Below are 24,914 nucleotides of genomic sequence, written 5' to 3'. Positions count from 1 at the left end.
ACTATGCCAGGCTTCCTGAAAGAATTCTTTAACCGAAACGGCATCGGCATGGGCGCCGCAATATTGGGTCTTGTCCTATTCTGGACTATTGGCCTGATCATTCTGCCCCAGCTGTCGATGCTGGATTTTTCCTTCCGTCCGAACCTGCCACCGCCCGAGATTGGCGGGCCTAAGGACGTTTATACGCTGGAGAACTACAAGTACCTGATCTATGGCCCCGAAGGTGGTAGTCAGTCCTATAATGCAGTCGACCTGAGGGTCTTTTTTCGCACACTGCTGGCCGCAGTCTGTGTGACGGTCTTCAACCTGATCCTCTGCTATCCGATTGCCTATTACCTGGGCCAGTCCAAGGGCAACCACATTCGCATCTTCGCGATCATGCTGATCATTCCATACTGGATCAACGAGATTTTACGTGCCTTTGCCCTGCGGATCATCTTTGGTGAGACCGGTGTTTTGAATACCCTGTTCGTGGGGCTGGGCATCTGGGATATGCCTTTTGACTTTATTCGCAACGACATCGCGCTCTATGCCGGTCTGGGTTACGCCTACATTCTGCTGATGATCTTCCCGATGTACAACGTGATCGAAAGTCTGGATAAAAACCAGATCGAGGCTGCGCGTGATCTTGGTGCGCCATGGTGGCGGATTCACTGGCGTGTGGTCATTCCTTACGCCAAACCGGGCATCAGCTCGGGCTGTACCATGGTGTTCATGCTGAGTGCCGGTGCGCTGGCCGCGCCGCAAATCCTGGGCGGACCGTCCAGCCTGTGGTTTACGCAGCTGATCTACCAGCAATTCAATGACAACAATGACTGGCCGCAAGGTGCCGCCTACGCCATCGTTCTTCTGGTGACATGTATCCTGTTCGTGCTGGCGATGATGCGCCTGTTCAAGGTGAACATGGGGGATATCGGGAAATGAATAATTCCTTCCTTCGTGTAAGCATCTGGGTCTATCTGGTCATCTTCTTCCTGTACCTGCTGGGCCCACTGGTAATCATGTCGGTCACGGCCTTCAATTCGTCGGCCTTCCCGCGCATGACGCCGTGGGAGTGTCTGACCTTCCAGTGGTTTGGCGAGCTGTTTCAGGATCAGCGTATCCTGAACGGCATCAAGAACTCGCTGATCATTGGTGCCGGAACGGTTATTCTGTCGGTGGCGATGGGTCTGGCCGGTGCGCTGATGCTGACCCAGATCTGGCCTAAGTTGCGGGCGACCTACTATACGATCATAATCGCTCCGATCCTGATCCCGGGTGTTGTTCTGGGCATCTCGACTTTGGTGTTCTGGGATCGGATCAACCGGATGCTGGGACTGGGTGCAGATAGTTTCCTGTCTAACGGTATCTTCCTGACGGTAATCGGCCAATCCACCTTTATTGCAAGCTATTGCATGTTGGTTCTGGTGGCGCGCCTGCAGCGTTACGATGTGGCATTGACCGAAGCGGCGTTGGACCTTGGTGCAACGCATGCTCAGGCTTTCCGCAAGATCCTGCTGCCCTTCATGCGTCCTGCGATCGCGTCGGCTGCAGTGCTGGCGTTCCTCGCTTCGTTCGAGAACTACAACACGACCACTTTCACCTTTGGTGAATACCCGACGCTTACGATCGAACTGGCCCAAAAGGTGCGCTACGGCATTACACCCGCCATTTCGGCTCTGGCCTTCATCATCGTGGCACTGACAGTATTCTTTGCCTTGTTGAACGAAGCCAAGCTGAAGCGTCAGGAGCTGGTGGCCGCAGCCCGCAAGAGCGCCACAGTTGAGGAGCTGGCCGGCAAGATTAAGCTGCCCAGCTTCTTTGCTGGCAACATGGCGGCTGCCCTGCTGGTTGTGTTTGCGGTTGCGACGATCACTGTCGTTGGCACCGCAACGGCCTACAACCCTGGCCAATGCATTGCCAATGTGAAAGAGCAGAAACGCCTGGAAGCGGAACAACGCATTCAAGAGCTGCGCAAGCAGCGCGAAGAACAGCGTAAGAAGCGCGAGGCCGAAGAAGCCGAACAAGGTGGTGCGCAGCAATCCACACCGAAACCATCCAACAACAGTGGTTTTGGCAATGTCTTCGCACCGAATACTCTGGGTGGGGACGCCGAGGAGGAGAGTTCAGATACTGAAACTCCGCCTTCAAACAACGGTGGCTTTGGGGGCGTGTTCGACCCCAACAGCCTGCAGACTGACCAGTAGGTTTTGAAGCTAAATCCAAAACGTGCGCCCGGAGAGGTTATTCCTCTTCGGGCGCGTCTTTCTGCGTGACAGCAACGTCACAGGCGTCAACGACGTCACCGTTCCATGCGACCGGTTGCGCATTGTAATTTATTAGGAAAACATGCGTGGCCGTCTCGCGACGGCGCAACCCTTTGGGCATCGGATATAGGGTAACCTCGGTTTTGCGCGCGGCCATTTCAACGACCCGGTCCCACAATGTGTCATCCGGGAAACCTGCCAGATACCAAAGGCGATTTTCACCCAAAAGCGCAGGGGTGCCATCTGCAAATGTCAGCAAATTGGGGGCAGCCCCCGAAACCCTGTCGATCCAATGTTGCGCCGCGCCGCCGCCTTCAACGCCACGGCGGATGTTAGGCGGCAGTGTCTCAACTAGGTCGACGTCGCATTTCAGACCGTTCAGACCGGGTCGTGCCCGGGGAATCTGGAAATCATGTGTGATCGCCCCGCTGCGTGGACCCAGGATGAGCAGATCACTGGCCTCCACCAATTGACGCTCCAAATTGTCGCTCACGGTGGCTATCCCCGGAGCAAGGATGAACTTGTAACCAACAGGCGGAGTGTTGGTTGAGGACACGAAGTCCACAGACAAACCCGCCCGCCGCAAGGCGCGATACGCCGAGAAAATCAGACGAAAATAGTCAAATCCCGCGCCCTGAGGCTGTGTCGACCAAGCCCAATCCGAGGCGTAGTCGAACAGGATGGCCACCTGGGCCCGTGTTTGCACAACGTTGCCTATTTCTGACAACGCGTCCGAAGTCTGCTTTGCCTCGGTCAGGGCCGGGGCAGGGCGGTTGTTGGGTGTCAGCAACCCCGCATGCATTTGCTCTTGTGCAAACGGGGCCTGCCGCCAGCGGAAATAGCTGACGACCTCTGCCCCGTGCGCCACTGCCTCAAGTGACCAAAGCTTAACCATTCCGGGTAGTGGCGCCGGATTGTATGGTGCCCAATTCACCGGGCCGGGTTGCTGCTCCATCACCCACCAACGCCCACGCCCGACCGCGCGATACAGGTCATGATGAAAAGCCTGCATGTCCGGGTCGCCCTGCTGAAAAAAGGCGGTTTTGTGCGTTTCATCCGCTTCAAGCCGGTCAGAGAGGAAGCCGATTGGATAGCTGTCCCATGTGGCGATATCCAGATCTTCGCCAACCTTGAAATGGTCGAAATCCAGCACTCGGCCCATATAGTTGTGCAACAAAGGCGCATCGGTCAAAGCGCGCAGTACATCTGCCTGGGCTTTGTTATACGCAACGACCTGATCCGAACTGAAACGCCGGAACGCCAGAACATGCGCCGGGTTGGGTTCGGTCACTGTCTGATTGGGCAAATCAATCTGATCGAAATCGCGATACTCCATCGCCCAGAATATGTTGCCCCATGCCTCGTTTAGCGCGTTAATGCTGCCGTATTGATCCTTTAACCAAAGCTGAAAGGCATGCAGAGCGGCGATGCCGTAGCTGACGGTCGTATCGTGACAGCCATATTCATTGTCGATTTGCCAGGCCGCAATATGCGGGTTTCGTCCATAGCGCTCGCCCATGATCCGGGCAATGCGGACGGATTCTTGGACATAACCCGAATGGCTAAAACAATAATGCCTGCGTGAGCCGAATTTTCGTGTATTCCCCAGAACGTCCACTGCCAGCATGTCTGGGTGTTTCTCAAGCATCCAACGCGGAGGTGTCGCAGTAGGCGTCCCCAGCACAACCTTGAGCCCAGTTGCCCCAAGCGTTTCGATTGCACGGTCCAGCCAATCCAACTGCAGATCGCCTGGAACCGGCTCCATTCGGCTCCAGGCAAACTCACCGATCCGGACCCAGCTTATGCCAGTTTCAACCATTCGAGCCGCGTCTTCGGCCCACATGGCCTCGGGCCAATGTTCCGGGTAATAGCAAACACCAAGTTCTGGTTTCATAGAAGGACTCTGTGTTCTGCCTGGCCTGTGCCCGCGCCCAATGCGCCAAAGGTCATGCCATTGGTTGGTTGTGTTTCAACAGTGACTGCGTCCAACCCCTGACGGGCAGTGGTGCAAAACAGCGTTGTCAGATCGTCGCCGCCAAAGGCGGGACAAGATGTATGTGCGGCCTGAAACGAAACGGCATGCCGAAACCGCCCGTTCGGGTCATAGCAAGCAACACGGTTTGCCCCCCATTGGGCGATCCAGATATTGCCTTCTGCGTCGACCACAGCGCCATCGGGAAAAAGGTCATCAGCGCTCAGGTCGAGAAACACCGTGCTATTGCCTTCGGGCCACCCCGTCTCAGGCTCCAGCGAGCAGCGCCTAACCTGTTGTGTGACTGTATCCGTGTAATAGACGCGGGACTTGTCTGGGGCAAAACAGATCGCGTTCGAGATTGTGACCTCGGGCACAAGCAGGCGTAGTTCGCCCTGCCAGTACCGATAGATCGCGCCCGCCTCTTGTTCGGCGTTTTTTCCCATCGTCCCGATCCAGAACCCGCCCCACGGGTCTGCACGCCCGTCATTGGAGCGGGTGACCGGGTTGTCCGCCTCTAGCGAGACGATCAGGTCTTTTTGACCACTGTTCAAACCAAACCGCCACAGGCCGGTTTCTGAGGCCATCACGATTGTATCCCGGTCCACCCAACCTGCCGCTGAGACATGTTCCGAAAACTGCCAACTGTGCTGCTCATCCCCGGTCTGCGTCATCAATCGTTTGTTGATGATGTCGAACCAGAACAGTTGCTTGCGTTCAGGATGCCACAGGGGTCCTTCGCCAAGCTCACAAGGGCGATCATCAAAAACAAAGCTCATCCAGCCGCCTCGTCATAGGCAGCGACGATCCGCTCGGCCTGACCGGCAATTTCCGCGACGGACATCCCCGGTTTGAACAGGGCCGATCCGATGCCAAACCCGTCTGCCCCAGCCTTGATCCATTCGGCGAAGTTCTCAGGTCCAGCGCCACCAACGGCATAGACCAAAGTACCCGATGGCAATACAGGTCGCAGTGCGGCCAAACCACTTGGTCCGGCGGTGACACCCGGGAACAATTTCAATCCCGTCGCGCCAGCCTTAAGCGCAGCAAACACCTCGGTCGGGGTATAGACGCCCGGCCAGCTTTGCATGTTAAGCGCGACAGAACGCACAATGACCTCGGCGTCATAATTCGGGGAAACGATCAGCTTTCCGCCAACTTGCGAAACGGCCTCTACCTGCTCGGGGGTCAGAACCGTACCAGCGCCGATCAATGCTTGATCACCGAATGAGCTGGCCAACGATTCAATGCTGTTCAGCGGGTCAGGCGAATTCAACGGCACCTCGATCTTGTCGATACCAGATTCGATCAGAGCATGGCCTACATTGACGGCTTCTGCCGGTTGCAAGCCACGCAAAATGGCGATGATGGGGCGGCTCATGCGGTTTGCCTCGTTAGTTTGCGGGCCTGTGCCAGACCTGCCAATGTGCATTGAGTTGCGTTAGCTGTGCCCACGAAAGCGCCCTGCAATTGCAGCGCACGTGCGTAGATTTGGGACATCCCTTCAGCGCCGATGATTGCCAGCTGCTGCCCCAACCAGTAGGGGCGTGTTGCGCCCAACTCGGCCCCGATCAAAAGCCCGGATAACTTGGCTCGGGCTGTCCCCTTGTCCTGATTGTGCAACAAATCCGCCGCTCGCAGTCCGAACAGGCGCGCAGCCAATTGTTCGGGTTTGGACAACGCGTCTGCCGTAGCTTCTGCGAAGGCGTCGGCGTCCCAGCCGTCACCGACCGAATGCTTGAGCACTGATTGCTTGGAGAGCAGTTCAAACATCTCACCTGTCATGAACGTTCGAAAGCTCACGACTTCTCCTGCGCTGATCTGAACCCATTTTGAATGCGTCCCGGGCAGGCAGATAACCCCGTCCCAGTTCGGGCGGGTTGCCAGAAAGCCAGATATTTGAGTTTCCTCACCGCGCATAACGTCTGGCGGTGCGTTCTGTTTGAGACCAGGCACCACAAATGCGCGTATCCGCGCATCGGTTCCCGGTACTCGTATAGGGGCATCCGGCAGCGGCGCTGACGGGACGGCCGAGTAGGGTGCTTCGACCCAACCTTGCCGCGCACCGACCATACCGCAAGCCACAACGTCGACAGGTTCAGGACCCAGCCAGTCGGCGATCAGGTCAAGCAAGGCAGATTGAAACGCATCTCTGCTCAGCCGGGCCATTCCCCGATCAGACTGGGATTGCGCCAGTACGGTGTCGCCCTTCAAGGCCCAGGCCCGCAGTTGGGATGTTCCCCAGTCGACGGCTATCCACTCTGCATTCATGGCCTTACCCCGTTACTACAACGCCGCCATCGACGGCCATGCACTGTCCGGTCATCGCGCGGCTGGCATCCGAGGCCAGGAACAATGTCGGTGCGATCATGTCTTCGGGCGTCAGGTGTTCCTTCAGGCACTGGCGCTCCAAATGCGCTGCCAGGTCATCCGGCGTGGCCCACATTTCAAGTTGCTTTTGCGTCAAAACCCATCCGGGAGCCAGCGCATTGATACGAATTTTTTGCGGCCCCAATTCGCGTGCCAAAGATCGCGTCATCCCGGTGATCCCGGCATTCGACGTCGTATAGATTGGGTACCCCGCATTCCCCATCATGTAGCTGATCGAGCTGAAGTTGACGATTGAACCCCCTTTGCCAGTCATTTGGCGCGCAGCCTCCTGACAGGCGAAGTAGTAGGCCTTGAGGTTCACCTCAATCATCCAGTCCCAGAACTCGGCGGTGGTTTCCTCAAGCGAGTGACGCTTGTCGTTAGCGGCGTTGTTGACCAACACATCCAAAGGTCCATGTGCCTCGGCAGCCTTTTGCATAGTGGCGTGCAGCAATTCGGTATCCGTCATGTCGCCCTGCATAAACAGCGGCGCGCGGCCATGTTTGTCTCGCATTTCCTCAACGAATGCGCTGGCGTCCGAGCGGCCGATAAAGGCAACGTTTGCGCCCTGGGCTAAAAAACCGTCTGTCAGTGCGGCCCCTACACCTGAGCCGCCGCCGGTAATATAGACCGAGGCGCCGTTTAGATCGTGAAAAGTGGCTGGATGGTCCATCAGTGGCTCTCTCTGGTCACAAGGCGGGTGTCTTTGCCGACGAGGAAGTCTAGGTCCGCGCCCTGATCGGCTTGCAGCACGTGGTCGACATAGAGTTTCGCATAACCGCGCGTGTAGTGCGGATCATCCGGTTGCCACGCGGCGCGGCGGGTTTCCAGCTCCTCAGCGGCGACAAGCAGCTCCAATTCCCCGTTGCTGGCAGAAACCCGGATACGGTCCCCGGTTTTGACGAGTGCCAGCGTGCCGCCTGCCTGTGCCTCGGGGCTGACATGCAGGATGACGGTGCCATAGGCGGTGCCGGACATGCGGGCGTCGGATATGCGGATCATGTCGCGGACGCCTTCCTTCACCAGCTTGGCCGGGATTGGCATATTGCCGACCTCGGGCATGCCGGGATAGCCCTTTGGGCCGCAGCCTTTCAGGACCAGTATGGTTTCAGACGTTACTGGCAGATCATCCCGGTCAATATTGGCTTTCAAGTCTTCGATGCTCTCAAAAACGTAGGCTTCGGCTTCTGTTTCCAGTAATGCATCCGTCGCGGCCGAGGGTTTTACAATGGCCCCGTTGGGCGCGAGGTTCCCGCGCAGTACGCGCAATCCCGCGGCGGGTTTAACCGGATCGTCGAAGGGGCGGATGACGTCGGGGTTAAAGCACTCAGCCCCTTCGAAATGGGCCGAGATATCTTTGTTCAGCACGGTTTTTGCGGAGCGCAGGAAGGGTTTCAACTCGTTCAGAACCACCGGCACACCGCCCGCGTAGCAGAAATCCTCCATCAGGTATTTCCCTGAGGGCATGCAGTTCACCAGCAGCGGGATTTCCGACCCGATTTCAAAGTCTTTCAGCGTCAGGTCTACGCCCACGCGGCCCGCCAGTGCGAGTAAATGCACCACTGCATTGGTCGAGCCGCCAACGGCTGCATTGGCCAGAATGGCATTTTCGAACGCTTCCTTGGTCAGGATGTCCGACGGCTTAAGATCTTCGTCCACCATCTCGACAATCCGTTTACCCGTCAGGTGTGCCAGCGCCATACGGCGGGCATCAACCGCCGGCAGGGCGGCGTTGGTGGGCAGGGACATACCCATCGCTTCCACCAAAGACGCCATGGTTGAGGCCGTACCCATGGTCATGCAAACACCTGCGCTGCGTGACATACCGGATTCGGCGTTCATGAAATCCTTCAAGGTCATCTCGCCGGCACGAACGGCCTCGGAAAATTTCCAGACATCTGTTCCGGATCCAATGTCCTTGCCTCGGTATTTTCCGTTCAGCATCGGGCCAGAGCTGACTACGATCGAGGGCAGATCGACCGAAGCAGCACCCATCAGCTGCCCCGGCGTGGTCTTGTCACACCCACCCAGCAACACCACGCCGTCGATGCCATAGGCGCGAATAGATTCCTCGACATCCATTGCCAGCAGGTTGCGGAACAGCATGGCAGTTGGTTTCATCTGGGTTTCACCCAGTGACATCACCGGGAATTCGACCGGAAACCCTCCGGCCTCCCACACGCCGCGTTTGACGCCTTCAGCCAGATCACGCAGGCCCGAGTTGCAGGGCGTGAGTTCCGACCAGGTGTTGCAGATACCGATGATCGGGCGACCATCGAACGCGTGATCAGGAAAACCTTGGTTCTTCATCCAAGATCTGTGGATAAAGCCATCCTTGTCCAGCTTGCCATACCAATGCTGAGAGCGGCGTTTTTTTGTCATTGTTTTTCAGCCTTCTAAAATTGGGATCAGGCCGCCTTGGCGGGTTTGCACCAATCTGGCAACCAATCGGCATGTGCCACCAACAGGTCACTAACCAAGCTGCGGATCTGACGCAGGTCCAGTTCAGCGGCCGTATGCGGGTCCATCATAGCGGCGTGGTAAATGTATTCTGGGTTCTGCTCAACCAATGCCCGTACAGTCAGTTCCTGCACGTTGATCTGGCTGCGCATCAGCGCGATCAGCTGGGGCGGAATATCTGTTACGACCGAAGGTTGGACACCGTTAGTGTCGACAAGGCAAGGTGTTTCGACAGCCGCTCCAAGGGGGAGTTGAGGGATCTGTCCAGTATTGGGCAAATTCCCATACGCCACGTAGGGCGTATCAGTCACGATCGCATTCATCAGGTCAGCGGCGAACTCATGGCTTCGGATCACTTCAATATCACGCCCGTCAGTCAGGGTCTTTGCCTGTTCTTTCCAACTGGCGATCTGTTCCTCGCAACGGGTTGGGTATTCATCCAGAGGGATGCTGAACTGCTCAATCAGGTCCTGGCGGCCATCTTTGATGAACCATGGAACGTATTCCGCCAAGTGTTCTGAACTTTCCGTGCAGAAATAGCCCAGATGTTCCATCACCTCATACCGCACCTTGTTGGGGCAACGTGGCATCAAAAGCGGTGGTTTGGGAATTTGCCCGCCGGCATACCCTTGCCGCAATGCCGGGTAGAGGTCGCGCCCGTTATGCTCTAGCCTCAGGAAAAAGGCCACGTGGTTCACGCCTGCCACCTTGTAGCGGAACTCGTCCTTGGGCAGGTCCAGATCGTGAGCAAGTTCTTCAACGGTGTTTTGGACAGAGTGACACAGGCCGACATGTTTCAGCGCCGGGAAACGTTCTGCCAGGGCCCATGTGTTGATCGCCATCGGGTTCACGTATTGCAGCAGCGTTGCGTTTGGGCAGAGCTGCATCATGTCTTGTGCAACGTCCCACAACACAGGAACCGTGCGCAGGCCTCGCATGATGCCGCCGACGCCCAGGGTGTCAGCGATGGTCTGGCGCAGGCCGTATTGTTTGGGGATCTCGAAATCCGTCACCGTGCAGGGTTTGTAGCCGCCGACCTGGAAGGCGGTGATGACGAAATCGGCGCCTTCAAGCGCGGCGCGCCGGTCGGTATGCTTTGAGACAGATGCCCCTGTTCCGACAGAGCGGATCATCGCCCTGGCGACGGCCTCGCTTTCGGCAAGGCGCACGGGATCGATGTCCATCAGCGCAAAATGGCTGTCGGCCAGTGCAGGTGTCAGCAGGGCGTCGCCCACGATATTCTGCATGAAGATCGTGGAGCCTGCCCCGATAAAGGTGATCTTGGTCATGTGGCAAACCTTTGGCTTGACGTTATTTTACGGCACCGAGGGTCAAACCCGCGATGAAGTGTTTCTGCATGAGGAAGAACATGGCCACCGGCGGCAGAGCCGCGACGATGGAACCGGCACTCATTAGTTGATAGGCCGCCCGAAATTGGGCGTTAAAACTGGTTATACCTGCTGTCACGGGTTGGCTTTCCGCACCCTGTGTCAGGACAACAGCCCAGAAGTAGTCGTTCCAGATGAAGGTGAAAATCAACACACTGAGGGCCGCGATCGCCGGTTTCATCAGCGGTAGGACCACGTACCAGAAAATGCGCCATTCACTGATGCCTTCAACGCGAGCCGCCTCGATCAGTTCGAAGGGCAGGGCGCGGATAAAGTTGCGCATGAACAAAGTGCAAAAGCCTGTTTGGAAAGCAATGTGGAACAAGACGAGGCCGGTTTTGGTGTTGTAGAGACCCAACTCCAACGTCAGGTCGCGCACCGGAACCATTAGAATCTGGAACGGGACGAAGTTGCCCGCAACAAACATGAAAAAGATCCAGATGTTTGAGCGGAATTTATAGATCCCCAGTGCAAACCCGGTCATGCAACTAAGCGCGACGGCACCGATCACTGTTGGAATGGTGATCATGAACGAGTTCAGCAAATAGCGTGGCATGTCCGAGTTGAAGAATACCTGCCCATAGTTGTAGGCACCCTCAAAGCTGGACGGCATCCCCCAGTAGTTCGCATTGGTAAAGTCGGCCGCCGGCTTGACCGAGAACAGCGCTACCGCCAGTAGGGGGCCGAGCCACAACAGCAGTGCCAAGGGCAGCATCGCCTGGTAGGTGATCTGAGCCCCGCGGGGTTGTTTTTCGATGGGTTTGGGAAACATCTTAATGCCCCCTTTCTTCGCGGTACATCGACCACAGGAAATAGGCGATGAAACACAGCATGATCAGGAACAGGATCACCGCGATGGCAGCACCATATCCCATGCGGAAGCCGTATTCTGACAGCGCGACTTCGAACATGTAATAGGCCAGCACACGGGATGAACCGAACGGGCCACCTTGGGTCATGATCGAGATTAGATCGAAAGACCGAAGCGCGCCGATGATGGTGACAACGAAAGCAATGAAGGTGGCTGGGCGTAGTTGAGGCAGGATGATGTGCCACAGCATCCGCCCTCCTTTCGCACCGTCCAGACGTCCGGCCTCGATCTGTTCCGGATCCACAGCGTTCAGGCCAGTGAGATACAGGATCATGCAATAAGCTGTTTGCGGCCAGAGACCGGCAAAGATGATGCCGAAGGTGACGAAACGCTCATCTCCCAGAACATTCAGAGGGCCGAAGCCGAAAAAGCCCAGGAATTCGTTCAACAGACCGAAAGTAGGGTCATAGAACCACGTGAAAACGAGTCCGACGACGACCTGAGAGATTACAAAGGGGAAGAAGAACAGCGACTTATAGAGCCGAATGCCCCAGACGGTTTGATTCAGGAACAGAGCGATGAACAGGCCTGCCGGGATTGCCAACAGATACATGATCAACCAGATCAGGTTGTTCTTCAGCGATATGTAAAACGCGTCGCGATCGGCCAATTCCCAATACAGGTCTTCGTAGTTGCGAAAACCCACATATTCCGCAGCGCCAAGCCCATCCCATTCGTACAAGGACAAGTTGAACGATTGGAACACTGGAATGATCACATAGACCATGAAGAACAGCAGACCCGGGGCCAAAAATAGCCAGGGTGCTATGCGCTGTTGATTTCTGTGGAACCAGCTTTCCTGTTCAGGGACATCGACGGCTGACATGTGCTCACTCGGTTTTGGATCAAAGGAGTAAGCCGGGTATGCACCCGCCTTACACTCGAAGTGGTGCAGGCCGGGCAAAAGCCCGGCCCGGCCGGTTTAGTTTTCGTAGATACGCTGACGTGCGCGTTCCAGTTTGGACAGGATACGGTCAGCATTATCCGGCTTGACCATGAATTCCTGGAACCCTTCCATCGACACCTTCGCCATTTCCGCAGGTGCGTCACGGTCCCAGAACTGGGCGACGCCACCGGGGCTGTTGGCGGACAGCATCTCAAAGCCTTGCTGCAGGAACTTGTCTTCATCAACAGACGATTGGGCGTTCACAGGCAGCTGGCCCAGGTTTGCGCCGTTGTTGATCTGAGTTTGCTCATCCGCGGAAACGGCAAAGCGCAGGAACTCACGCGCGGCTTCTTTATTCGATGCGTTGGCCGGGATGTGGAAGGTATCAGTTGGCGCATCTTCCGCCAATTCTACATCCGGGTTGATAGAAACGAACTGATAGAAGTCCAATTGGTCGTCGGTCAGTCCCGCTTCGCGCAGCGGCGCAACTGCAAAGTTACCCATCAGGTACGCGGCGGCTTCGCCGTTCACCATGAAGGGCAGGGCCTCTTGCCAGCTGTACGTCTGATGGTTGTCGACGAACGCACCCATGTCGATCAGCTGTTTCCAGTTGGCGAAGGTCTGCTTGACCCGGTCGTCTTCCCAGCTGATTTCGCCATTGGCAAGTTGGTTGTGGAAGTCAAACCCGTTGGTGCGCATGTTCAGGTAGTCGAACCAGCCGCCAGCGGTCCACAGGAACTTGGTGCCGATCGTATAGCAGGCGCGACCCGAATCGACGATCTTCTGGCAGTTCGCCAGCTCTTCTTCCCAGGTCGCTGGCTCGGTCAGGCCCAGCTCGTCAAAGATGTCTTTGCGATAGTAAACACCCCACTGATAGTAGGTGTAGGGTACACCCCACTGCTTGCCGTCGATGGTCATCGCACCCTTGGTCGACGCCAGATTTTCGGCGATCTCAGGTTCGGCCCACAAGTCCGATACATCTTCGAACAGGCCTGCCTCGACGTAGGGCTTCATGCGGTTTGCCGCATACCACGTCGCCACGTCCGGCGTGTCCGCAGTCAGGAAGTTGCGGATCTGGGTCTTGTACGCCTCGCGGTCGATTACTGTTGTTTCGATTTCCAGTCCCGGATGCTGTTCCGCAAAACGGTCGATCATTGCCTCCATCGTCGCGCGCGGCGCCGGGTTGGAGGTATCGAGAAAGATTCGCAACTCACCGGTCAGTTCGGCGGCGACAGGTGCGGCAAGTGCGACACTGGCTGCCAAAGCGGCGGCAGTGCGCTTGTACATGGAATGCATGGTTTCCTCCCTTAGCTTCCATTTTATACTTTTTCAGTTCCAAATAATGAAACTATGTTTTATATATTGAAAACTACACATCAACTCGGTTAGTCTTGTCAAGACCTTCGTGCCGATTGCGATGGGTTAATTGGAGGAGAACAGGAATCCGTGGCTGGTGACGGAACAATAGGAAAAGCATGTGATGTGCTGGATCAGGTGGCTGCGTTCGCGCGCCCGGTTCGATTCGCAGAGCTGTTGGAAAGCAGCAATTTCCCCAAGGCGACCCTGTATCGGTTCCTGCAAACGCTGACCAATCAGGGAATGCTGTCGTATGATCCGGACCGACAGACATATACGCCTGGGTTGCGATTGGTTCGGCTGGCTCATGCAGCGTGGACACAAAGCTCGCTCGCGCCAATTGCGCGACCTTTTCTGGATGCATTGAGCCGGGAAACCGGGGAAACGGTGCATTTGGCACAGCTTGATTCAAATCAGGTACTGTACGTGGATAAACGCAATGCGGCCCAGCCGATTGAGATGTATTCGCAAGCTGGCAAGGTCGGCCCGGCCTATTGCACCGGCGTCGGTAAGGCCATGATGGCGTTTTTGGATGAGGCGGCGCTGAACCGCGCAGTGTCCCAGCAAAGCTACCATCGCTTTACCGACAAGACACTGACCTCGGAGGCGGCGTTGCGTGCCGATCTCGACCTGATCCGCAACCGTGGCTATGCCGTCGATGACGAAGAGCATGAGCCCGGCATCATCTGCATTGCCTGTCCTATCCTCACCTCGGGCGGGCGGATGTTGGGGGCGATTTCCGTGACCGGATCGACCGAACGGATGAATTTCGACCAATTGGAAACCTGGGTTCCCCGTGTTCGCCGTGTGGCCGAACAAATCGGAGCCGAAGCACAGGCCTGGCGGTTCCCTGAGACCCGTCCCAGTGCCGACACAGACAGGATGCAAGCAACATGACAGGTGTGACTCTGAACCAGGCGATCAAGCGGTATGGCGAGACGCAGGTTATTCACGGCATTGATCTGGAGATCAAAGATGGAGAGTTCTGTGTCTTCGTCGGCCCTTCGGGCTGTGGCAAATCCACTTTGCTGCGGATGATCGCGGGCCTTGAGGAAACAACCGAAGGGCAAATCCATATTGGTGCCCGCGAAGTGACCCATATGGACCCGGCCAAGCGTGGCGTGGCCATGGTGTTCCAGACCTACGCCCTTTATCCACACATGACTGTGGCTGAGAATATGGGTTTTGGTTTGCGCATGAATGGCGTGGAAAAGTCCGAGATCAACAAGAAAGTGCAAGACGCTTCGAACATTCTCAAGTTGGATCAATACCTTAAGCGCAAACCCAAAGCCCTGTCTGGCGGTCAACGCCAGCGGGTCGCCATCGGGCGTGCCATCGTGCGGGGGCCCGAGGTGTTTTTGTTCGACGAGCCCTTGTCCAACCTTGATGCTGAATTGCGGGTCGAAATGCGGGTTGAAATTGCGCGGCTGCACAATGAAATTGGCGCGACCATGATTTATGTAACTCACGATCAGGTCGAGGCGATGACTATGGCCGACAAGATCGTTGTGCTGCGTGATGGCCGGATCGAACAGGTCGGCGCGCCGATGGATTTGTATCGGGACCCAGACAATCGGTTTGTAGCGGGATTTATCGGGTCACCAGCCATGAATTTCCTTGATTGCGACATCGTCGATGGAAAGGTTTCGCACCCGGCTCTCAGCGAGCCGCTGGATGTGCCTGTAAACGTACCGGCAGGGATGAGTAAAGTGACCCTTGGCATACGTCCGGAACACATCGCAGTGGACCGGGCAGGCGATACCTGCACGGTTGATCTGACCGAAGCGCTTGGGGGTGTCAGCTATACGTATCTGCTGACGCCCAATGGCGATAAGCTGATTGTCGAGGAACGAGAAGATCAGCGCAGCAAACAGGGTGAACGCATCGGGCTGTCAGTGAGACCGGAACGCGCGATGCTGTTCGATCTCGAAACAGGTCACCGCCTTCGCTGAAAAATCCATTTTGTAATTTGAGCGCGCCCGATCATCGATCCGGCGCGTTTTCAATTTTTCTGGTTTTTGTATCCAATATCCGTTATGGCGATTCCAAAAGCGTGTGTAACCGCCCAGCCATCGAGGAATTTACCAATGTCGACCAATGTGTTCACCGGCACGATGCCCGCTCTGATGACACCATGCAAACCCGACCGGACGCCTGACTTTGATGCGTTGGTGCATAAAGGAAAGCAGATGATCGACGCGGGTATGTCCGCAGTGGTCTACTGCGGTTCGATGGGAGATTGGCCCTTGTTGACCGATGCACAGCGGATGGAAGGTGTCGAGCGTTTGGTCGACGCGGGTTTGCCCGTTGTGGTCGGGACCGGAGCCATCAACACCAAATCCGCTGTGGCACATGCTGCCCATGCGCAAAAGGTGGGCGCTGTTGGCCTGATGGTCATTCCGCGCGTTCTGTCCCGCGGCAGTTCACCTGCCGCGCAGAGGAACCACTTCAAAGCGATTTTGTCAGCCGCCCCCGATGTTCCGGCGATCATCTACAACAGCCCGTATTATGGCTTTGCTACCCGGGCTGACCTGTTCTTTGCTCTGCGCACAGAACATTCAAATCTGATTGGGTTCAAGGAATTCGGCGGCAAAGACGACCTGCGATATGCGGCCGAGAACATTACCAGTCAGGATGATCAGGTAACCCTGATGGTGGGTGTTGATACCGAGGTCTTCCACGGTTTCGTGAACTGCGGCGCAACCGGGTCGATCACCGGGATTGGCACAGCCTTGCCGCGCGAAGCGCTGTTGCTGGCTGCTTTGTCCAAAAAAGCGGCGCAAGGCCATGCTGAGGCCCGCCAGCGCGCGCTGGAACTGACCGAGGCGATTCAGGTGCTTTCCAGCTTTGACGAAGGCCCGGATCTGGTGCTGTACTACAAGCACTTGCTGGTCCTGAATGGGGAACAGGAATACCGATTGCACTTTAACGAGACGGATGAGTTGACGGATGCACAACGTAACTATTGCGAACAGCAATATGATCTTTTCCAGACTTGGTATGCCGATTGGTCGAAACAGGGTGGGGTGATCGCTGAATGCACGTGATCGACAGTCACACAGGCGGCGAGCCGACGCGTGTCATTCTGGATGGCGCGCCCGATTTGGGCTCTGGGCCGTTGTCGGAACGAGCAAAGCGGCTGGCTATTGAGCATGGGGCGTTCTATCGCTCTGTCATGTTAGAGCCGCGCGGCCAGCCAGCCATGGTCGCTGCGTTACTGGTCGAGCCGGTTGATCCGACATGCGCAACCGGTGTGATTTATTTCGATGTCGACGCCGTTTTGGGCATGTGTGGGCACGGAACCATCGGTCTGGCGGTCACATTGGCTCATCTGGGACGAATCGACGTGGGCCAACACCGGATCGAAACGCCTGCCGGGGTGGTGACGGTCAAGTTGCACGATGCAAACACCGCAACCGTGATCAACATTGAAAGCCGCAGAATTCATCAGGCCGTTACACTGGATGTTGCGGGCTATGGCCATGTCACAGGCGACGTTGCATATGGCGGCAACTGGTTCTTTATCGTTGACCCCAGCCCGATTCCCGTCGAGCCTGCGAATATTCGCGTACTGGAGGATGTAACGGTAGCCATCCGTGAAGCCTCGATCGCGCAAGGGGTTGGTGGCGAAAATGGCGAACCGATTGACCATGTCATCTTACAGGAATCTTCACCGGACCCGGCAGTTCACAGTCGCAATTTCGTTCTGTGCCCCGATGACAATTATGACCGCTCACCATGCGGAACCGGCAGTTCGGCTCGGCTGGCCTGTCTGGCGGCCGACGGACGTCTGGCGCCGGGTCATGAGATCATCCAGCAAAGCGTGATTGGCAGTTCCTATCGGCTGTCCTACCAGCCCGGGCCAAACGGGGGTGTTATCCCCTCGATCACCGGGCAAGCATTCGTCATGGCCGAGGCTACGTTGTTGTTCAACGAAAACGATCCTTTCAGAGCCGGGATCGAAACATGACCTTACAAGTCGTTGTCATCGGCGCCGGAGTAATTGGGATTACGACCGCGCTCGAACTGCAACGACGGGGCCATTCCGTGCTTGTCTTGGACCGCAAGGGCATCGCGGCTGAAACATCAGCTGGTAACGCCGGGGCGTTTGCCTTTTCTGAGGTCGAACCACTAGCCACGCCCGGCATCATGCGCAAAGCACCAAAGTGGTTGTTGGATCCGTTGGGCCCACTATCTATCCCGCCGGCCTACGCCTGGAAAATTGCGCCGTGGATGTACCGGTTTTGGCGCGCCAGCCGACCGGACCGCTATGAAAACTTGCTTGGTGCACAAGCAAGTTTGATGGCGTTTTCTAAAACTGCGCTTGATCAACTGATATCTACCGTCGATGGCGAGCACTTGCTGCAACGCGATGGGCAGATGCAGTTGTATGAAAGCGAGGCTGAATATCGCGCCAGTTTGTCGACATGGAAATTGCGGCGCGAACACGGGATCGAATTCGAACTGCTTGAAAGCCCGACCACGATTGCCGAGATGCAGCCGGGCCTCAGCCCTCGGTTCACCCACGCCGGATTTACGCCGAACTGGCTGAACACTGTTGATCCAAAACGATGGGTCGAACACCTTGCTGAGGTCTTTCAGGGTCGCGGCGGTCGGATTGAACGGAAAGATATCCGAACCCTGTCACCGCAGGAAAGTGGTATGCGGGTCGCATGCGCGGACGGAACAATAGATGCGGCCAAAGTGGTGATTGCCGCAGGTGCCTGGTCTCATCACATCGCACAATCCTTGGGCGACCGTATCCCGTTAGAAACCGAGCGTGGATACAATACCACCCTGCCGGAAGGCGCATTTGATTTGCGTATGCATCTGACATTCTCGCGCCACGGCTTTGTTGCCAGCAAAATAAATGGTGGCGTGCGCGTCGGAGGGGCAGTCGAACTGGGCGGGTTAACCTTACCGCCAAACTACAAGCGCGCCGATATTTTGTTGGAAAAGGCGGCGGCGTTCCTGCCTGGACTAAAAACCGAAGGTGGCACGCAATGGATGGGGTATCGTCCATCGTTGCCGGACAGCATTCCGGTGATCGGCCCGTCTCGTAAATCGGCGGATGTCGTTTACGCATTCGGGCACGGGCATTTGGGCCTGACCCAATCTGCGGGAACTGCGGAACTCGTCGGGGCGCTGGTCGATGGGCAAGACCCACCAATATCATTATCGCCTTACGCCGCCACCCGATTTTAAGGAGGGGATATGCGCAGCATTAAGACCATTCATGTCGTGTCGGCCCATGCCGAAGGCGAGGTCGGCGACGTCATCGTTGGCGGAGTCTCACCGCCGCCCGGTGACACGATCTGGGAGCAACGGACGCATATTGCCAACAATCAAACGTTACGAAATTTCGTACTGAACGAACCGCGAGGCGGTGTGTTTCGTCATGTCAATCTTCTGGTTCCGCCCAAACATCCCGATGCTGACGCCGCCTTTATCATTATGGAACCCGAGGACACTCCACCCATGTCTGGTTCAAACTCGATCTGTGTTGCCACGGTATTGTTGGATAGCGGGATCATCTCGATGCAAGAACCCGAGACAATTCTGACGCTTGAAGCGCCCGGAGGCCTGGTTCGCGTGCGCGCTGAATGCCGGGGCGGTAAGGCACAACGGATCCACGTGCAGAACCTCCCCAGTTTTGCGGGTAAGCTCTCTGTCCCGTTAGAGGTTCCGGGTTTGGGCACGCTGACTGTTGATACGGCTTTTGGAGGCGACAGTTTCGTGGTTGTAGATGCCGCTAAGCTGGGGTTTGACATAACCCAAGACGAAGCACGTGAAATCGCCCGGACCGGCGTTACAATTACGAATGCCGCCAATGCCCAATTGGGGTTCTCGCATCCCGAGAACCCGGATTGGACCCACATTTCCTTTTGCGCTTTTTGTGGCCCGCTTGAAAAGACGCCGACTGGTTGGGGTGGTAAATCTGCCGTTGCCATCCAGCCCGGAAAGGTGGACCGCTCGCCCACTGGCACAGCGGTATCTGCGCGCATGGCGCTAATGGCGGCCAAGGGACAAATGACCGCCGACCAGACATTCGAAGCAATATCCATAATTGGCTCACGCTTTTCCGGACGCATTGTCGAGGAAACGCAGATGGGTGCCCTATCCGCGATCGTCCCCGAGATCAGCGGTCGCGGTTGGATCACCGGTATCCATCAGTACATGCTTGATCCTGACGACCCGTGGCCGGATGGCTACCGTGTCCGAGACACTTGGGGCGCTTAGTTTTTCAGCACAACTTCAAGAATCGATGGCTTTTATGTGCCCCGTGTCAATATGCGCGGCCACAAGACGATTGATCCCAAGCCGATCGTGATTTATGGGAGGCCCAGTCAACACAGAGTCACCGTTGGGCGGTAGGTTATACACGCCCATCATTAGCCACCGGATTGTGGCACACTCTTGGATCGCACGCCCCGAAAGGCTTAAAAAAGGTAAAAGAATATGGCAGATAACTCAAACTTCGACATATTGTATACCATTGTAGACGAAGCGCCCGAACTGGCCAGCGCCTCGTTCCTGCCCATCATTCGCAAGTTTGCTAGCGCCGCGGGTGTCAGTGTTGGCACCAAGGATATTTCATTGGCCGGTCGTATTCTCTCGACCTTTCCGGACAAACTGACTGATGCACAGCGCATCACCGACGATTTGGCCGCATTGGGCGAACTGGTGAAAACGCCGGACGCCAACGTGATCAAACTGCCAAACATCTCGGCATCGGTCCCGCAACTTGTGGCAGCCGTCGAAGAACTGCAGTCGCAAGGCTACGACATCCCGAGCTACCCCGAAGAACCCTCGACTGATGAGGAAAAAGCAATCCGCGCGCGTTATGACGCGATCAAAGGCTCGGCTGTGAACCCGGTGCTGCGCGAAGGTAACTCGGATCGTCGCGCGGCGCGTGCGGTGAAGAACTATGCTCAGAAGAACCCGCATTCGATGGGGGAGTGGGCGTCGGACAGCAAAACCAAAGTGTCGTCGATGTCTGGCAATGATTTCTACGCTAACGAGAAGTCCGCCACCATTACCGCCACTCAGGCGGGTGATGCCAAGATTGAATTCGTCGGCAAAGACGGCAGCGTCACGATCCTGAAAGACGCCTGGCCGCTGGCCGAGGGCACAGTTGCTGACGCCACTTTCATGTCCGTCAAGGCGCTGTCATCCTTCCTGACAGATGCGATTGAGGACACCAAGAAAGACGGCACCATGTTCTCGTTGCACATGAAAGCCACGATGATGAAGGTCTCGGACCCAATCATCTTTGGCTTTGCGGTCAAAGCCTGGCTTGCCCCGGTATTCGAAAAATTTGGCGCTGAACTCGACGCTTTGGGTGTGAACCCGAATTCCGGCTTAGGCGATTTGCTGGAACGTGTTCGGGGCAATGCCGATATCGTGGCTGCCATCGAAGCGATCAAAGGTGATCGCCCGTCCATGTATATGGTCGACAGCGACAAAGGCATTACCAACCTGCACGTGCCGTCAGACGTGATCATCGACGCCTCGATGCCCGCCATAATCCGGGCGGGCGGAAAAGGCTGGAACGAGGCCGGTGCCAAGGGCGACACCAATTGTGTGATCCCCGACCGCTGCTATGCATCGGTTTATGATGAGAGCATCAACTTTTTCAAAGCCAATGGCGCGCTGAACCCTGCCACTGCCGGTGCTGTCGCCAACGTCGGCCTGATGGCGCAAAAAGCGGAAGAATACGGTTCGCACCCAACAACGTTCCAAGCGCCGGCCGACGGCGCCATCCGTATCGTTTTGGCCAATGGAAAGACGCTGCATTCGCATGACGTTGAAAAGGGCGACATCTGGCGCGCCTGCACCGTAAAAAAGGCACCAATTGAAAATTGGATCCAGCTGGCAATGGACCGGCAGCGTTTGACTGGATCCGAAGCGATCTTCTGGCTGGACGCAAACCGCGCCCATGACGCGGAGCTGATCAAATACGTCAAACCTGCGCTCGAGGCAGCTGGCGTGGCCGACAAGTTCCTGATCATGGCTCCGCGCGAGGCGACCCGCCAGTCGTTGGAAACCATTACGGCAGGTAAGGACAGCATCGCTATCACGGGCAACGTGTTGCGCGACTACCTGACTGACCTGTTCCCGATCCTGGAACTGGGCACGTCGGCCAAGATGTTGTCGATTGTGAAGCTGATGAATGGCGGTGGTCTGTTCGAAACCGGCGCGGGTGGGTCCGCTCCGAAACACGTGCAGCAATTGGTCGAGGAAAACCACCTGCGTTGGGACTCGATGGGTGAGTTCTGTGCTTTAGGTGAATCGCTGAACTTCCTGGCCGACAAAAATGGCAACGCCAAAGCGGGTGTTCTGGGTGCTGCGGCCGAAGCGGCCACGCAGGGCATCCTGGACAACAATAAATCGCCCAGCCGTAAAGTTGGGCAGCCAGATAACCGTGACAGCCACTATTGGTTCGCACGCTATTGGGCTGAGGCTCTGGCCGCGCAATCAGTTGATGCTGAATTGGCAGCAGAATTCGCGCCGATTGCAAAAGAGCTGGCGGATAAAGAAGATCAGATCCTGTCTGAGTTGGCGACCGCTCAGGGTGCTGCCGCGGATCTCGGTGGATATTATCACACTGATCCTGCCAAGACCGCAGCGGTAATGCGCCCCAGCGCGACACTGAACGCGATCATCGGCTGATAAACAGTACCCACGTTTTGCGGCGTCGGTATTTTCGGATTGATGAGATCAATAGAAAAAAGGGTCGACCCCCAAAGTCGGCCCTTTTTTGAGTGAGTGGTCAGGCCGAAGCCTCACCGGTGTAGTTGAATTCACGTTAACTAATCCACGGGTTTTGGAAATTAGGGGATTCCCGTACTTTTGGGATCTTTGGGTTCAACCTATAGCTAAACCGCCTGTTTTAAACGAAAAAGGACCGGTCAAATGACCGGCCCAATTCGCGCGAAAAGTCGAATGATCAGTTAGATGCTGCGTTCAGCTTTTCATTTTGTTCGCGAAGGGTGTCCGAGATAATCGCGTACCATTCGCCGGACTGACGCATTTCGTTCAGGCCCTTGTTCATCATCGCAATGTACTCACGTGCGAACGGGTTGGTGCGGTGTGCAAGAAAGCTCATCGAGGACAACGTCGACACATAGGGGTTTTCGACCAGATCTGTCGAAGTCAATCCCATGTCATTCATGGTCGAAGCGAACAGATCGACTTCAAACGCGGCGACATCCGCTGTGCCGGTCAGAACGGCATCAAGGCATTCGCGAGCAGAGTTGGGTTGGACCACATTCGTATTTTCGCGGTTCAGTCCGACTTCTTCCAGGACAACCATGCTCCAACCTGACATGCGGCAAATGGTTGAACCTTCAAAGTCTTCGAACTTTGTCGCGCTTGCATAGTCGCTTTCCGGCAGAGTGAAGAAGCCACCTACGATGTCGTATACGGGGACAGAAGCCACAAATTGGGTACACCGCGCTTCAGTTTCGGACGACCATTCGTATGTGCGGTTCGTACAATCCGGGACGGTCCAGGCGATTGAAATATCGAACGCGCCCAGCGGCAACAATGTGTCCAGATGCGAGCTCCAGTCGTCGACAAAGCTGACGGAGTAATCGCGGCTGTTGCCTGCACGCTGAAGACTGGTTGTTGCCAGACGGGTCATAATACCGCCGCCACCCAGTGCTTCACTGGTGAAGGGTTCCCAACCGTTACCCGCCACCATTTTGATTGGGGGGGCATAAACATTTGATCGCTTGACGCTTGCCGCGCGCTGCTCTTCTGCTGCGATCAGTTCCTGCGCGGACTGACCGTTTGGCAGGCTACCATCCTCACAGGGCAAGGCCAGAACCAGGCCTGGCTCAAGTGCGTTTGGGTTGGTGATGATGTTACGGTTCGCGTTAAAGATCGGCTGATAGTTCGACGTGCCGTATGCCGCGATCGCAATGGTCGCCATCGTGTCGCCGTCCGCAACTGTATAATTGGTACAAGCTTCTTGCGCAGCGGCGCCACCGGCGCTCAGAGCGGTGACGGCGGTGGCCGACAGTACAACTTTCTTAAGGTTCAATTCAAACATGTCCACTTCCTCCAGACTTTTCTTTTAGTTAGGCCACATGGGGCCTTAGCCATTTTCCATTTGATGACGCAGAGCGGTTGAAACGATGTCTCGCCACTCTCCGGATTGCTGCATGATGTTCAAACCCTGATTGAGCGTCTCAAGGATCGCTTCACCATCCGGATTATCTTTATGGGTCATGACATTAAGCGACTTGATCGCCGCCAGATTGGGGTTTTCTACAATACGGTGTTCGTACCCCAGCCGTCCAATTGCTTCGAAGGCCAGATGAGCTTCGATCGCGACGATATCGGCTGTCCCGTTCATAAGCGCGTGAAAGCAATCATCGGGTGAAACAGGGCGCATTAGCGAGATCGCCGGTGCGTACAGTCCGACCGCGTCCATGTGCGACAGCGACCAACCTTCGGGGCGACAGATTGTTGTCCCGGCGAAGTCCGCGTAGGTCAATGTTTGCTCATAGCCCGAGCCCTCGCGGGCAAAGAACGTGTCCACAACTTCATAGAACGGGTTAGAAAAGTTGTATGTGTCGCACCGCGCGCGGTCTTTTTCAGAAAGCGTCTCGGCCTCTTCACAGTTAGGACGCGACCAGGGGAAGGTGGCATCGAAAGCGAGTGTCGGCATCAGAAGATCCAGATGCGACGACCAGTCGTTGACGAACTGGATCTTATAGGACTGTTCAGGCGCGGCGCGCAGCATCGCTGTTTCGACAAGGTAGGTATAGAGCCCTCGATTGGGCAGGGCCTCGTCGGTGAAAGGCGCATAGTTACCGCCAGTGATAAGCAACAACTGACGGTCGCGGATCTCTGGGCGTTCGCCCGCGTCTGCATTACGGATCAGCGCTGCGGCTTCTGCCCGCGCGGATTCGATCTCGTCCTTGGCAGCTGATTTTGCAGCGATCACTGCACCTTCGCTTGCCTTTTTGGCTTCAGCTTCGGCTTCGGCAACGCGGGCTTCCGCCTCTGCGATGGCTTTCGCCGCGCGATTCTCGGCTGCCTTGACCAGCTCGGCTGCCATTTCGGCGGCCATGGCTTCGGCTTCAGTTTGCGGCGCGGCCGGTGCACGCCCGATCTCTTCCAAACAAGGCATGGTCAGAACGTCGCCTACCCGAATGATGTTCGGATTGTTTCCGATCACGTCCCGGTTTGCATCGTAAATGATACGAAAGTCTTCGGTCGAATAAACTTCGATGGATAACTCGCGCAGGCTGTCGCCTCGTTGAATTTCATAGGTTGAGCATGCCTGTTGTGCCGAGGCGGTACCCGCAGCGGCAGCAAGTGCCAGGCTTGATATGATCAGATGGTTTCTCAT

The 24,914-nt window shown here is 56.3% G+C and carries 21 protein-coding genes; 9 read left to right on the top strand and 12 right to left on the bottom strand.

From position 1 onward, the window contains the following. Positions 1 to 3: 3 nt before the first annotated feature. Positions 4 to 924 carry an ABC transporter permease gene (locus DK510_RS04560; RefSeq protein ID WP_109311091.1) on the top strand — a complete coding sequence of 307 codons (921 nt, stop codon included), beginning with the start codon at positions 4 to 6 and terminating at the stop codon, positions 922 to 924. Beyond that, positions 921 to 2,186 carry an ABC transporter permease gene (locus DK510_RS04555; RefSeq protein ID WP_109311090.1) on the top strand — a complete coding sequence of 422 codons (1,266 nt, stop codon included), beginning with the start codon at positions 921 to 923 and terminating at the stop codon, positions 2,184 to 2,186. Before DK510_RS04560 ends, DK510_RS04555 begins: the two co-directional genes overlap by 4 nt. Before the next feature lie 37 nt (positions 2,187 to 2,223). On the opposite strand, the gene DK510_RS04550 is transcribed toward DK510_RS04555, so the two are convergent. The 10 genes from DK510_RS04550 to DK510_RS04505 all read right to left on the bottom strand — a co-directional run bounded on the left by DK510_RS04550 (position 2,224) and on the right by DK510_RS04505 (position 13,489). Further along, positions 2,224 to 4,140, bottom strand: coding sequence for a beta-galactosidase (locus DK510_RS04550; protein WP_109311089.1), 1,917 nt, complete (start codon positions 4,138 to 4,140; stop codon positions 2,224 to 2,226). Continuing rightward, positions 4,137 to 4,997, bottom strand: coding sequence for an SMP-30/gluconolactonase/LRE family protein (locus DK510_RS04545; RefSeq protein ID WP_109311088.1), 861 nt, complete (start codon positions 4,995 to 4,997; stop codon positions 4,137 to 4,139). The genes DK510_RS04550 and DK510_RS04545 overlap by 4 nt, the downstream gene beginning before the upstream one ends. Then, positions 4,994 to 5,599, bottom strand: a complete 606-nt coding sequence (locus DK510_RS04540) for a 2-dehydro-3-deoxy-6-phosphogalactonate aldolase (RefSeq protein WP_109311087.1) — start codon at positions 5,597 to 5,599, stop codon at positions 4,994 to 4,996. The genes DK510_RS04545 and DK510_RS04540 overlap by 4 nt, the downstream gene beginning before the upstream one ends. Further along, complete coding sequence (locus DK510_RS04535) at positions 5,596 to 6,489, bottom strand: 2-dehydro-3-deoxygalactonokinase (RefSeq protein ID WP_109311086.1); 894 nt, start codon at positions 6,487 to 6,489, stop codon at positions 5,596 to 5,598. The genes DK510_RS04540 and DK510_RS04535 overlap by 4 nt, the downstream gene beginning before the upstream one ends. A gap of 4 nt (positions 6,490 to 6,493) precedes the next feature. After that, positions 6,494 to 7,261, bottom strand: coding sequence for an SDR family NAD(P)-dependent oxidoreductase (locus tag DK510_RS04530; protein WP_109311085.1), 768 nt, complete (start codon positions 7,259 to 7,261; stop codon positions 6,494 to 6,496). Next, the gene (locus DK510_RS04525) at positions 7,261 to 8,970 is read right to left on the bottom strand and encodes an IlvD/Edd family dehydratase (protein WP_109311084.1); all 1,710 of its coding nucleotides are present in this window, start codon (positions 8,968 to 8,970) and stop codon (positions 7,261 to 7,263) included. Before DK510_RS04525 ends, DK510_RS04530 begins: the two co-directional genes overlap by 1 nt. Positions 8,971 to 8,996: 26 nt before the next feature. Beyond that, on the bottom strand, positions 8,997 to 10,337 hold the full coding sequence (locus DK510_RS04520; protein ID WP_109311083.1) for an alpha-glucosidase/alpha-galactosidase: 1,341 nt from the start codon (positions 10,335 to 10,337) through the stop codon (positions 8,997 to 8,999). A gap of 22 nt (positions 10,338 to 10,359) precedes the next feature. Further along, on the bottom strand, positions 10,360 to 11,208 hold the full coding sequence (locus DK510_RS04515; protein WP_058271994.1) for a carbohydrate ABC transporter permease: 849 nt from the start codon (positions 11,206 to 11,208) through the stop codon (positions 10,360 to 10,362). Position 11,209: 1 nt separating this feature from the next. Beyond that, positions 11,210 to 12,133, bottom strand: a complete 924-nt coding sequence (locus tag DK510_RS04510; protein WP_109311082.1) for a carbohydrate ABC transporter permease — start codon at positions 12,131 to 12,133, stop codon at positions 11,210 to 11,212. 96 nt (positions 12,134 to 12,229) lie between these two features. Further along, positions 12,230 to 13,489, bottom strand: coding sequence for an ABC transporter substrate-binding protein (locus DK510_RS04505; RefSeq protein WP_109311081.1), 1,260 nt, complete (start codon positions 13,487 to 13,489; stop codon positions 12,230 to 12,232). 150 nt (positions 13,490 to 13,639) lie between these two features. Between DK510_RS04505 and DK510_RS04500 the strand changes: the two genes are divergently transcribed. The 7 genes from DK510_RS04500 (at position 13,640) to DK510_RS04470 (ending at position 22,222) form a co-directional block, all read left to right on the top strand. Further along, positions 13,640 to 14,446: an IclR family transcriptional regulator gene (locus tag DK510_RS04500; protein WP_109311080.1), complete on the top strand. Its 807-nt coding sequence runs from the start codon at positions 13,640 to 13,642 to the stop codon at positions 14,444 to 14,446. Further along, positions 14,443 to 15,501, top strand: a complete 1,059-nt coding sequence (locus tag DK510_RS04495) for an ABC transporter ATP-binding protein (protein ID WP_109311079.1) — start codon at positions 14,443 to 14,445, stop codon at positions 15,499 to 15,501. The genes DK510_RS04500 and DK510_RS04495 overlap by 4 nt, the downstream gene beginning before the upstream one ends. Before the next feature lie 135 nt (positions 15,502 to 15,636). After that, entirely contained in the window at positions 15,637 to 16,596 is a 960-nt protein-coding gene (locus DK510_RS04490) for a dihydrodipicolinate synthase family protein (protein ID WP_109311078.1), read from the top strand. Further along, on the top strand, positions 16,587 to 17,519 hold the full coding sequence (locus tag DK510_RS04485; protein WP_109311077.1) for a proline racemase family protein: 933 nt from the start codon (positions 16,587 to 16,589) through the stop codon (positions 17,517 to 17,519). The genes DK510_RS04490 and DK510_RS04485 overlap by 10 nt, the downstream gene beginning before the upstream one ends. Then, complete coding sequence (locus DK510_RS04480) at positions 17,516 to 18,754, top strand: FAD-binding oxidoreductase (protein WP_109311076.1); 1,239 nt, start codon at positions 17,516 to 17,518, stop codon at positions 18,752 to 18,754. The genes DK510_RS04485 and DK510_RS04480 overlap by 4 nt, the downstream gene beginning before the upstream one ends. A 9-nt stretch (positions 18,755 to 18,763) precedes the next feature. Further along, entirely contained in the window at positions 18,764 to 19,789 is a 1,026-nt protein-coding gene (locus DK510_RS04475; protein WP_109311075.1) for a proline racemase family protein, read from the top strand. 219 nt (positions 19,790 to 20,008) lie between these two features. Then, positions 20,009 to 22,222, top strand: a complete 2,214-nt coding sequence (locus DK510_RS04470) for an NADP-dependent isocitrate dehydrogenase (RefSeq protein WP_109311074.1) — start codon at positions 20,009 to 20,011, stop codon at positions 22,220 to 22,222. Positions 22,223 to 22,499: 277 nt separating this feature from the next. Here the strand turns inward: DK510_RS04470 and DK510_RS04465 are convergent, their stop codons facing one another. Beyond that, complete coding sequence (locus tag DK510_RS04465; protein WP_109311073.1) at positions 22,500 to 23,606, bottom strand: transporter substrate-binding domain-containing protein; 1,107 nt, start codon at positions 23,604 to 23,606, stop codon at positions 22,500 to 22,502. Between the two features lie 45 nt (positions 23,607 to 23,651). After that, a complete protein-coding gene (locus DK510_RS04460; RefSeq protein WP_109311072.1) occupies positions 23,652 to 24,914 on the bottom strand; it encodes an ABC transporter substrate-binding protein in 1,263 nt (420 codons plus the stop codon).

Source organism: Ruegeria sp. AU67, from assembly GCF_900312795.1.
Classification (GTDB): domain Bacteria; phylum Pseudomonadota; class Alphaproteobacteria; order Rhodobacterales; family Rhodobacteraceae; genus Ruegeria; species Ruegeria atlantica.
The sequence above is the reverse complement of the archived record's forward strand: the minus strand, read 5'-3'. Positions and strand labels throughout refer to the sequence as shown.

Coding starts and splice junctions, on each gene's coding strand:
- DK510_RS04560 (WP_109311091.1), top strand. CDS start 4: ATGCCAGGCTTCCTGAAAGAATTCTTTAACCGAAACGGCATCGGCATG.
- DK510_RS04555 (WP_109311090.1), top strand. CDS start 921: ATGAATAATTCCTTCCTTCGTGTAAGCATCTGGGTCTATCTGGTCATC.
- DK510_RS04550 (WP_109311089.1), bottom strand. CDS start 4,140: ATGAAACCAGAACTTGGTGTTTGCTATTACCCGGAACATTGGCCCGAG.
- DK510_RS04545 (WP_109311088.1), bottom strand. CDS start 4,997: ATGAGCTTTGTTTTTGATGATCGCCCTTGTGAGCTTGGCGAAGGACCC.
- DK510_RS04540 (WP_109311087.1), bottom strand. CDS start 5,599: ATGAGCCGCCCCATCATCGCCATTTTGCGTGGCTTGCAACCGGCAGAA.
- DK510_RS04535 (WP_109311086.1), bottom strand. CDS start 6,489: ATGAATGCAGAGTGGATAGCCGTCGACTGGGGAACATCCCAACTGCGG.
- DK510_RS04530 (WP_109311085.1), bottom strand. CDS start 7,261: ATGGACCATCCAGCCACTTTTCACGATCTAAACGGCGCCTCGGTCTAT.
- DK510_RS04525 (WP_109311084.1), bottom strand. CDS start 8,970: ATGACAAAAAAACGCCGCTCTCAGCATTGGTATGGCAAGCTGGACAAG.
- DK510_RS04520 (WP_109311083.1), bottom strand. CDS start 10,337: ATGACCAAGATCACCTTTATCGGGGCAGGCTCCACGATCTTCATGCAG.
- DK510_RS04515 (WP_058271994.1), bottom strand. CDS start 11,208: ATGTTTCCCAAACCCATCGAAAAACAACCCCGCGGGGCTCAGATCACC.
- DK510_RS04510 (WP_109311082.1), bottom strand. CDS start 12,133: ATGTCAGCCGTCGATGTCCCTGAACAGGAAAGCTGGTTCCACAGAAAT.
- DK510_RS04505 (WP_109311081.1), bottom strand. CDS start 13,489: ATGCATTCCATGTACAAGCGCACTGCCGCCGCTTTGGCAGCCAGTGTC.
- DK510_RS04495 (WP_109311079.1), top strand. CDS start 14,443: ATGACAGGTGTGACTCTGAACCAGGCGATCAAGCGGTATGGCGAGACG.
- DK510_RS04490 (WP_109311078.1), top strand. CDS start 15,637: ATGTCGACCAATGTGTTCACCGGCACGATGCCCGCTCTGATGACACCA.
- DK510_RS04485 (WP_109311077.1), top strand. CDS start 16,587: ATGCACGTGATCGACAGTCACACAGGCGGCGAGCCGACGCGTGTCATT.
- DK510_RS04480 (WP_109311076.1), top strand. CDS start 17,516: ATGACCTTACAAGTCGTTGTCATCGGCGCCGGAGTAATTGGGATTACG.
- DK510_RS04475 (WP_109311075.1), top strand. CDS start 18,764: ATGCGCAGCATTAAGACCATTCATGTCGTGTCGGCCCATGCCGAAGGC.
- DK510_RS04470 (WP_109311074.1), top strand. CDS start 20,009: ATGGCAGATAACTCAAACTTCGACATATTGTATACCATTGTAGACGAA.
- DK510_RS04465 (WP_109311073.1), bottom strand. CDS start 23,606: ATGTTTGAATTGAACCTTAAGAAAGTTGTACTGTCGGCCACCGCCGTC.
- DK510_RS04460 (WP_109311072.1), bottom strand. CDS start 24,914: ATGAGAAACCATCTGATCATATCAAGCCTGGCACTTGCTGCCGCTGCG.